9 protein-coding genes and 1 riboswitch are annotated in these 8106 nt (G+C 54.6%); of the genes, 4 read left to right on the top strand and 5 right to left on the bottom strand.

What is annotated here, in order from left to right; all coding sequences use genetic code 11:
* The first annotated feature begins 253 nt into the window (after positions 1-253).
* From H5U02_12545 to H5U02_12530, 4 genes are all read left to right on the top strand, one after another.
* Positions 254-700, top strand: coding sequence for a transcriptional repressor (locus H5U02_12545; GenBank protein ID MBC7343247.1), 447 nt, complete (start codon positions 254-256; stop codon positions 698-700).
* A 163-nt stretch (positions 701-863) separates the two neighbouring features.
* Positions 864-1778 (top strand): zinc ABC transporter substrate-binding protein, encoded by a 915-nt coding sequence (locus tag H5U02_12540; protein ID MBC7343246.1) that lies wholly within the window; start codon positions 864-866, stop codon positions 1776-1778.
* 35 nt (positions 1779-1813) lie between these two features.
* Entirely contained in the window at positions 1814-2563 is a 750-nt protein-coding gene (locus tag H5U02_12535) for a metal ABC transporter ATP-binding protein (GenBank protein MBC7343245.1), read from the top strand.
* Positions 2557-3396, top strand: coding sequence for a metal ABC transporter permease (locus tag H5U02_12530; GenBank protein ID MBC7343244.1), 840 nt, complete (start codon positions 2557-2559; stop codon positions 3394-3396). The genes H5U02_12535 and H5U02_12530 overlap by 7 nt, the downstream gene beginning before the upstream one ends.
* Before the next feature lie 5 nt (positions 3397-3401).
* Here H5U02_12530 and modA read toward each other — a convergent pair whose 3' ends face one another.
* From modA to H5U02_12505, 5 genes are all read right to left on the bottom strand, one after another.
* The gene (modA, locus tag H5U02_12525; protein ID MBC7343243.1) at positions 3402-4214 is read right to left on the bottom strand and encodes a molybdate ABC transporter substrate-binding protein; all 813 of its coding nucleotides are present in this window, start codon (positions 4212-4214) and stop codon (positions 3402-3404) included.
* Between the two features lie 223 nt (positions 4215-4437).
* A riboswitch (molybdenum cofactor riboswitch) is annotated at positions 4438-4638 on the bottom strand.
* A gap of 47 nt (positions 4639-4685) precedes the next feature.
* Positions 4686-4859, bottom strand: coding sequence for a 4Fe-4S binding protein (locus H5U02_12520; protein MBC7343242.1), 174 nt, complete (start codon positions 4857-4859; stop codon positions 4686-4688).
* Between the two features lie 275 nt (positions 4860-5134).
* A complete protein-coding gene (locus H5U02_12515) occupies positions 5135-5356 on the bottom strand; it encodes a hypothetical protein (GenBank protein ID MBC7343241.1) in 222 nt (73 codons plus the stop codon).
* 24 nt (positions 5357-5380) lie between these two features.
* Entirely contained in the window at positions 5381-6667 is a 1287-nt protein-coding gene (locus H5U02_12510) for a Ger(x)C family spore germination protein (protein MBC7343240.1), read from the bottom strand.
* Positions 6664-8106, bottom strand: a 1443-nt coding sequence (locus tag H5U02_12505) for a spore germination protein (GenBank protein MBC7343239.1), incomplete at its 5' end; no start/stop codon positions are given. The genes H5U02_12510 and H5U02_12505, both read right to left, overlap by 4 nt.

The following is an 8106-nucleotide window of genomic DNA, read 5'->3' as shown; positions in this document are numbered from 1 at the left end:
TCACCCATGTTCGACGTCGCTCCCAGGTCTTGGGTAAATCCCCAAGGGATAAGTTATGCCGAATACGCCAGGAAGCCCGCCGGAGCTTGAGGCGAAGCGGTAGTTTGGCCTTAGAAGATCGCTAGAGCTGAGCAGACCAGGACTGAAAACTTGGAGATGATCTAGGCCCAGGGGGGTTGATTAAAACCAGGAACGGAGTAGAATAATTCCTAGACCTATTAAATAAGATTTTTCTTAGATAGGAGAAATACCAATGGCTGCATCTAGGGTTATCGATGAGCTCAAGGAAGCTGGTTACAAACTGACTCCTCAACGCCGGGAAATCGTCCGCATCTTGGGCCAAGCCACTAAACCAATTACCGCCCAAGAAGTATGTACCCAGGTCCAAGCAGTCTTTCCCGACACCAGCTTGGATACTGTCTACCGCAACCTGCGCCTTTTAGTAGACCTGGACCTGGTAACGCAGATTCGTTCCGGCACCTGTCATAGCGATTGCTTTGAGCTGGTGCGCCAACACCACTACCATCTGGTCTGTCTGCGCTGCGGCAGCATCACTTGCTTGCCTGGGTGCCCGGTAGCCAATTGGCAACCTACCCAGGAAGAACTAAATGGCTTCCAGGTAATCAAACATTCCTTTGAACTTCATGGGTACTGCAGCAAGTGTCAGAACCAGATGCGAGCCCACCGTGGCCAAAATTAAACGGAAATAGGGCAGCTATAATTGACTGGGAGGTGTAGCTATGAAGTCGGTAAAAAGGGTTAAAGTTAGTCATGTTCTCCTTTTGCTTATAACCTTAGCCCTGGTCGGAGTGGCTTTTGGTTGCCAAACCTCGACTACTTTCCCCAGCGGTTCCAGCTGAGGGCTGAGCAGCGGGCCGGGGACCGGCTCAGTACTAGAATCCATAAACCAAGGTAATGGCTGCTCGGCTCCAGCGGTAGCAGCCACCATCTTCCCTATTGCTGACGTTGCTCAAAACATAGCTGGAGACCGGGTTAAGGTAATTACGGTATTGCCCCCAGGAGCGAGTCCCCATGCTTTTGAGCCCAAGCCTGAGCAACTCAAGGCTTTGGCTCAAGCTAAAGGCTTAATTATGGTGGGAGGAGGGCTGGATGACTGGGCACAAGGCCTAGTGACCTCAGCCACCGCCAACATGGCGCTACTTAATCTTTATAAAGTGACCAGCGAAGGACGTGGCGATGCCAGCCAACCACTGCCGCCGGGCGCCTCCCCCCATAACGCCCCGCTTAACCCCCACCTGTGGCTGGACCCTATTTTGGTGCGCGATCGCCTGGCGCCGGCTATTGCTGGTTTCCTGGCCCAAGTTGATCCCCAAGGCAAGGAGGTTTTCCAGAAAAACCTAGTTGCCTACCAGGCTCAGCTGACCCAGCTCGATCAGGCCATCGCTACTACTCTGGGGCCGCTCAAACAGCGACAGTTCATCCAGATGCACGGCGCTTGGGATGGATTTGCCTTGCGCTACGGCCTGGCTGTTTTGGGAACCATTGAAGAGCATCCAGGAGAAGAGATATCCGCCCAAGAGATGGCCGCTATAGTTGCTCGAGCAAGGCAACAAAAAAGCCGCACCGGTTTGCCGGTACCGGTCATCGCCGAACCCCAGACCAATTCTCAAGTGGCTCAAGCCCTGGCTGCCGAAGTGGGAGGCGCAGTCTACGTGCTCGACCCCCTGGGCGGCCCCCAACTGCCCGGCCGTAATAGTTACTTGGCGCTTATGGATTACAATTTGACCATGTGGGCCAAGGCCTTGCAAGGGCGATAAGGAAAACAGCTAAACAACCGAGGAGGAGCTAAACCTTGTCTTTAGTTACGATAGAAGGTCTAGATCATTATTGGGGCCCAAAGCCCCTCTTTAAAGACGTAAACCTGACTTTAGACGCTGGAGAAATGGTAGCTCTAGTAGGACCAAACGGAGCCGGAAAGACTACTTTGCTACGTCTCATTCTCGGGCTTATCCGCCCCTATAAGGGAAAAATTCTGCTCATGGATATGGACCCATCGCACAAGACCCAGGCCCGCCATCTGGTCGGCTACATGCCCCAGCGCCCCCACTTCAACCCTTGGCTACCGCTTAAAGTTGAGGACGTAGTCTTGTCAGGGTGGCCTGGGGAAGGGTGGTTTGGCGGTTGGCATTGGCCCCGGGCGGCCCAGGCCAATTTGCTAGACACCCTGGCCATGGTAGGCATCGACCATTTGCGCAAGCAACCTATAAGCCAGCTTTCCGGCGGGCAACAGCAGCTAGCCCTCTTGGCCCGGGCCTTAAACCATCGTCCCCGATTGCTACTTTTAGACGAACCCACCAGCAGCTTAGATCTTTCTGCCCAAAGGCATTTCTTTGACCTGCTGGATTTCTTAGACCAGCAGTTAGAGCTCACCGTACTAATGGTCTCCCACAACCTCCCAGAGGTAAACCGCTGGGCCGATCGGCTGCTGATACTCGACCAGGGTCAGCTGCATGCCACGGCTGGGTGCGAGCAGAATGGCCAAAGCTCGCAAGCGGCAGTCTTGGGTACTTCCCCGATTGGAAAGGAAGTATTAGGATGTTGAGCGCTCTGGCATCCGCCCTCAGCTACGAATTCTTCCAGAGGGCGTTGTTAGTCAGCCTAATCCTAGGAATAATTTGTTCGCTAGCCTCCTTTTTTGTGGTCACCAAGCAACTGGCCTTCATCGGCAGCGGCATCGCTCATTCCGCCTTTGGAGGTATTGCCCTGGGCCTGGTCGCCGGCATCAACCCTACCCTCACTGGGGGACTATTTGCCGTTTTTGCAGCAGCGGTAAGCGGCTGGTTGAGCCAAAAAGGCCATATCCACGAAGATACGGCCATCGGCATCCTGTTCTCAGCTTCCATGGCCTTAGGAATAGCCCTGCTCGGCTTCTACCACGGCTATGTGGACGTTTTTGGCTACTTATTTGGCAACATATTGGCCGTGTCCAAAACCGATCTGTACTTGGTGGTGGCGGTAGCTACCTTGGCTGTATCCTTCTTTGCCCTCTTTTTCCGTTACCTCTTGGCCTGGTGCTTTGACCCCGAGCAGGCCGAGGCCTGCGGCTTGCCTTCTCGGTTTCTTCACTTTTCACTTTTAATAGTCCTAGCCATTTGTGTGATTGTAGCAGTAAAGATTGCCGGGATAATCCTGGCCTCGGCCCTATTGGTTTTGCCCGCCGCCACCGGCCGGCAGTTGGCCCCCACTTACCAGAAAATGATCCTATACAGCGTGTTAGCCGGAGTAGGGGCCAACTTGATCGGCTTGTGGCTATCCTTTGCCTTTAACTTAGCATCCGGTGCCAGCATGGTTCTGGCAGGTAGCGCTGGGTTCGCATTGAGCTTGGTCTGGTCCCACACCCGCTCCCAAAGAAGCTCTGCCGGGGATAAACTCTAGCTGCCCTAGGACTTAGCCGTGGTAACTGGAGTGAACCCGTGCTTCTTTAAGATATCAACCGCCTCTTGGCTCCAGAGAAAGTCAAAAAACTCCTGTGCCGCCGATCTCCCCGGCCCGCCGCTTATAAGGGCGGCCGGGTAAACCACCGGCGGATGCGAACCGGCTGGAGCCTCCGCCACCACCTGGACTTTGCTCGAGCTCAAGGCGTCGGTTCTGTAGACAATCCCGGCATCAACCTCATGGGTCTCCACATAGGTTAATACTTGGCGCACGTCCTTGGCCAGGATCAGTTTGGGCCTTAGGCTCTCCCAAATACCTAGGTGTTCAAGTACTTTCTGGGCGTATTGTCCAGCCGGGACGCTGGCGGGATCGCCGATGCAGATTCGCAACGGAGATCTAGTCGCGCCTTTAAGGTCTTCAAAACTCTTAATCGGCGACCGGCTTCCTGCCGGTACCACCAATACCACTTGGTTTTGGACCCAATCCCGCCTGGAACCAGACACGAGCAACCCTTTCTTTTCCAGCTCATCCATTTGTTTGGCCGCCGCTGAAATAAATATATCTACTGGGGCCCCTTGCTCGATCTGAGTTTGTAGGGCTCCCGAGCTGCCAAAGTTAAGGATTATCTGCTCCTGGGGATGCTGTTTTTGGTAGGCCGCCTTGGTCTCCTCTAGCGCCTCTTTGAGGCTCATAGCAGCTGACACCGTAACCTGGCCTTTAAGCGAAGCCGGCTCTGGCTTTTTGGGCCCGCAGCCACTTGTCCAGATTACCAAGGCAACCACCATCAGCAATCCTATCCAAAACCTAGATCTGGCCATAGTTTGCACCTCCGCCAAACAATTCACATCGGGTTTCAACCTCTTCAGCTGCACCCACCCAGCCAATACCCCCCAATACCCACCTTGACGCCAAACAGTATCAGCAAATGGCCAATTAATGGCGATGCTGCGATTTGGGGCTATAGCACCTCCGTGAAACTTGTGCGGGCACAAAAAAGCCGGCATCAAAAACCTAGATGTCGGCTATACAATACTCAGGGCAAGCATATGTAATCAGCCTCCTTTCCAAGACGGGAGGCTTATCCGTTTCCAGATAAGCCCCGAGCCTTCCGCCGCTACGCTCGGCCAAAGGCTGGCCGGGGACCATGGAACCTGGCGCCTGACTCGAGCGCCTACTTAACCGTAGGATCAAGTCAGGACGCCTAGGTCCGTTAGGTCTTCCGGCTCGGAGATAACTTTTTAAGGGATGGGGCGGGCCAAACCGAAATCCGAGTTAGTTCCTTAATTCACTTAATCTTCCAGCTCAATGCATTCCTGCGGGCACTCTTCTACGCAAGTGCCACACTCAGAACACTTTTCTGGATCTACCTCCGCCACATCATTGAGAGTAATAGCTTCCTCCGGGCAAGAATCAACACAAATCCCGCAACCAGTGCACTCTTCCTTATTCACTACAGCTGGCATATTTCTTCCCCTCCCAAAGATTGACGCCCGCGCCAATCCCGTAACAACTACACCTAACCTAACCCAGAACCTTGTCCCTGTCAATAGCCAAATTGACCTGCGACCCAGCGCTCAACGCAGGGTTCGGAGCAGCTAGGGTCGCCATCACAGGTAGAAGCGCAGAGCTTACACTGCCTCTCTTGGGAGGTCACGCTGAGTGCCAGGCGGAGCGAGCAGGAGTCAAGCAGTCACTAACAGCGTTGCCGAAACCATTCTGAGCGAAGAGAAGTCAAAGATCAGATCCCAAGGAACCATCGGGCTAGTGGCGTAAATAGGCGTATGATGGCATCTGTGGGACTGGGAAGCTTCAGCCCCATGGCCATGGGAAGGCTGATGGCCACTGCTATCGCCATCAGCGCCAAAAAAGCCCACATCTCCCGCTGGGCCCCTTTCCTTCGTAGTACCAGCACATGCCAGACCGTAATCAAAGCGTACCCGAATACTAGAAGCCAGACCATTCCCTTGCCTCACCTTCAATAGCATCATGGCCCCCTCCCCGGCCCCCTCAGGTCCAAGCCGCTCCGGCGGAGCTTAAACTCTACTTCTACTTCCACCGGCAACAAGGAAAATTCATCCTCCCAATGTTGCTTAATCTGCGCCCAGACCTTGGGCTGGGAGCGATGCAAAGCTTCTCCAAAGCCAAAAACGTCAGCCCGGAGTTCTTGAGCCTTCCTTACCGCCTCTAGGATTTCACCGCGGATGACGTTGGCGCCCTGTTGTTCCAGATTGCCCCAGAGATTCCAAACCGTAAGGTCATCGGCGCATCCTTGGTCCACCAGATTGCCCTCGGCCTTAATTTCGACCTTGACCTGGGGCCTACCCCCAATAACCTTAGCTACAACTTTGGGCCGGGAGCGTATGACCTCCAAAGTCACCGGTGCCGGACTAAATGCAGGACATTCTACCCGCAAGGTGTTATTGACGCTCGTCAAGCCCCGTACCCACATCATGCCGCGGGTTTCGCGCGCATTCAGCTGGCCAATCATTTTGTCCTGGCGAAACACGCCCACCCCAGAAACCCGAACCGTCTGGGTAAGCACGGGCTCATCCTTGATTACGCCCAGCATGCTGTCCGCGCTGACAGTGCTGCCCTCACCGCTTCCACCGCCAGCAGGGGCAGCTCCGCCAGGCGGCGGGGGTGGCTGCATTTGCGGGCTGAACTCAACGATAGCCAGCGTAGGAGCGGTGCTGCCTGAAGCCATAGTAACCAGAAAGTGGTGGAGCGTAGACACGTAGCTGTACCCTGCGGAACGGCTGGTCTTGGCTAGGCCAGCAATCTCTCTCCCCAGGGAGCGCTCAATCCCAGCCTGAGGTCTGACGATTAAGTCGGCCGCTTGGCCCTGAGTGATCAAAAAGTAGCTGCTGCGCCTGGCCTCGGGGTCGCGATCCCAAAAATCAATAACTTCTTCCATTCCCCTTCGGGCCAGGTCCTCTCCCACCACCACCACATTCCCATGAGCCCAGTAAGTGCGGCGGGGAACTTTTAGGGCTAGGTTACGGATAGCACTAAAAACGGTAGGGCCTTCGCCGGTGGCAATGATGGATTGGCGGCCTGGGACTCCCCCTCGCCCCCCTCCCGGCATGCCGGGTCGAAAGATTTCTGCCGTAACTCGATAGCGGCCATCGATATAGTCCATGCCAGCTGCGGAGACCATAGCTAGATCGTTGATTTCTCGACGGTTCCAGCAACCACCAGCAAGAATCAACAATCCCAATACCAGTACCAAAAGAATAATGCTCTTGACTTTAATGGTGACTAACCTCCTCACCTCGGTCCCGGCTTTGGTCTTTTTCTCAGCTCCTCTTGTTCACGCCCCTGCTTCCGGCTCTCCTCATCCCGGTCGCTGATTTTGGCTTCCGCCTCCGGCATTTCCCGTTCGCCAACCGCCCGCATTTTCTCCAAGGGCTGGTTGCCAAGCCGGATCAAATTGCGAAAGGCCGGTAACAGGGGCCGTTTTTTCATCGCCCACCAGGGAACCCGGAGCACCACATCGCGTTGATCGCTGCCGATAAAGGGGGCCCAAGGAGCAAAGTAGGCAGTACCAAAAGAGTGCAGGCTACAAAGGTGGATAAGAATGAGCAATAGCCCGGTAAAAATGCCAAACAAGCCCATGACTGCGGCCAAAATGATCATCGGCAGCCGCAATATGCGCACGGTGGTTACCATGGCTGGAGACGGAACCGCAAAGCTGGCTATAGCTGTGAGGGAAATGACGATTACCATGGCAGCCGAGATCAGTCCCGCCCGCACTGCTGCCTCACCGATTACCAAGGCGCCCACTATGCCTATGAATTGGCCTATGGGCCGCGGCAAGCGAACGCCGGCTTCGATCAAAAGCTCAAAGGTAAACTGCATTATTAGAGCCTCCACCACCGCCGGGTAGGGCACTTGCTCTCGCTGGGCCACCAGCGACACCGCTAGGCTGGTAGGTATCATCTCTTGGTGATAGGTAGTTAGAGCTACATACAGGGCCGGTATGATGAGCGAAATAGTAAAGCCCATGAACCGGAAAAGCCGAATGCCTATAATTACCGGCCAGCGATCATAATAATCCTCCGGCGAGTGCAGGAAATTAAAAAAATTGCTGGGTACTATAAGAACCATCGGGGTACCATCAATCATAATGGCTACTTGACCCTGCAATAAGGCTGCAGCTACCCGGTCCGGCCGTTCGGTGCTGACCACTTGGGGAAAAGGAGAGAAGGGGCTATCCTCGATAAATTCCTCGATGTAACCACTTTCCAAGATGCCGTCGATCTTGATGCGCCCGAGCCGCTCTTCGAGTTCTGAAAGTACCGCGGGGTCGGCAACGCCTTCAATGTACAGCAGGGATACTGGCGTTCGGGTCAGGGAACCAATTGTCAAGTTTTTGACTCGCAATTTATCCGAGTGGAGACGACGGCGGACTAGGGAAGTATTGGTTTGCAGATCTTCCGCAAATCCTTCCCTCGGACCCCGCACTACCGCCTCTGTGGCCGGTTCCTCCACAGCCCGCTTTTCCCAGCCCCGAGCACTCAAAACCAATAGCTTGTTCCAACCCTCGCTCATAAGCAGGGTATCTCCTGATAGCATTCGGGCAAGGCCCTGTTTTAAGTCTGAGGTTTCATAAACTTCCGCTACGGAAACCCCTTGATCTCTAACCCAAGGGAGGCTAAGCACCTTTTGGCTTTCTCCCTTTTGTAGCAACGGTTTTACCACTTGGCTTTC

This window comes from Clostridia bacterium (assembly GCA_014360065.1).
Taxonomy (GTDB): Bacteria; Bacillota; DSM-521; order Neomoorellales; family JACIYF01; genus JACIYF01.
Note: the sequence above shows the minus strand (reverse complement) of the source record. Positions and strands in the feature narration are given on the sequence as shown.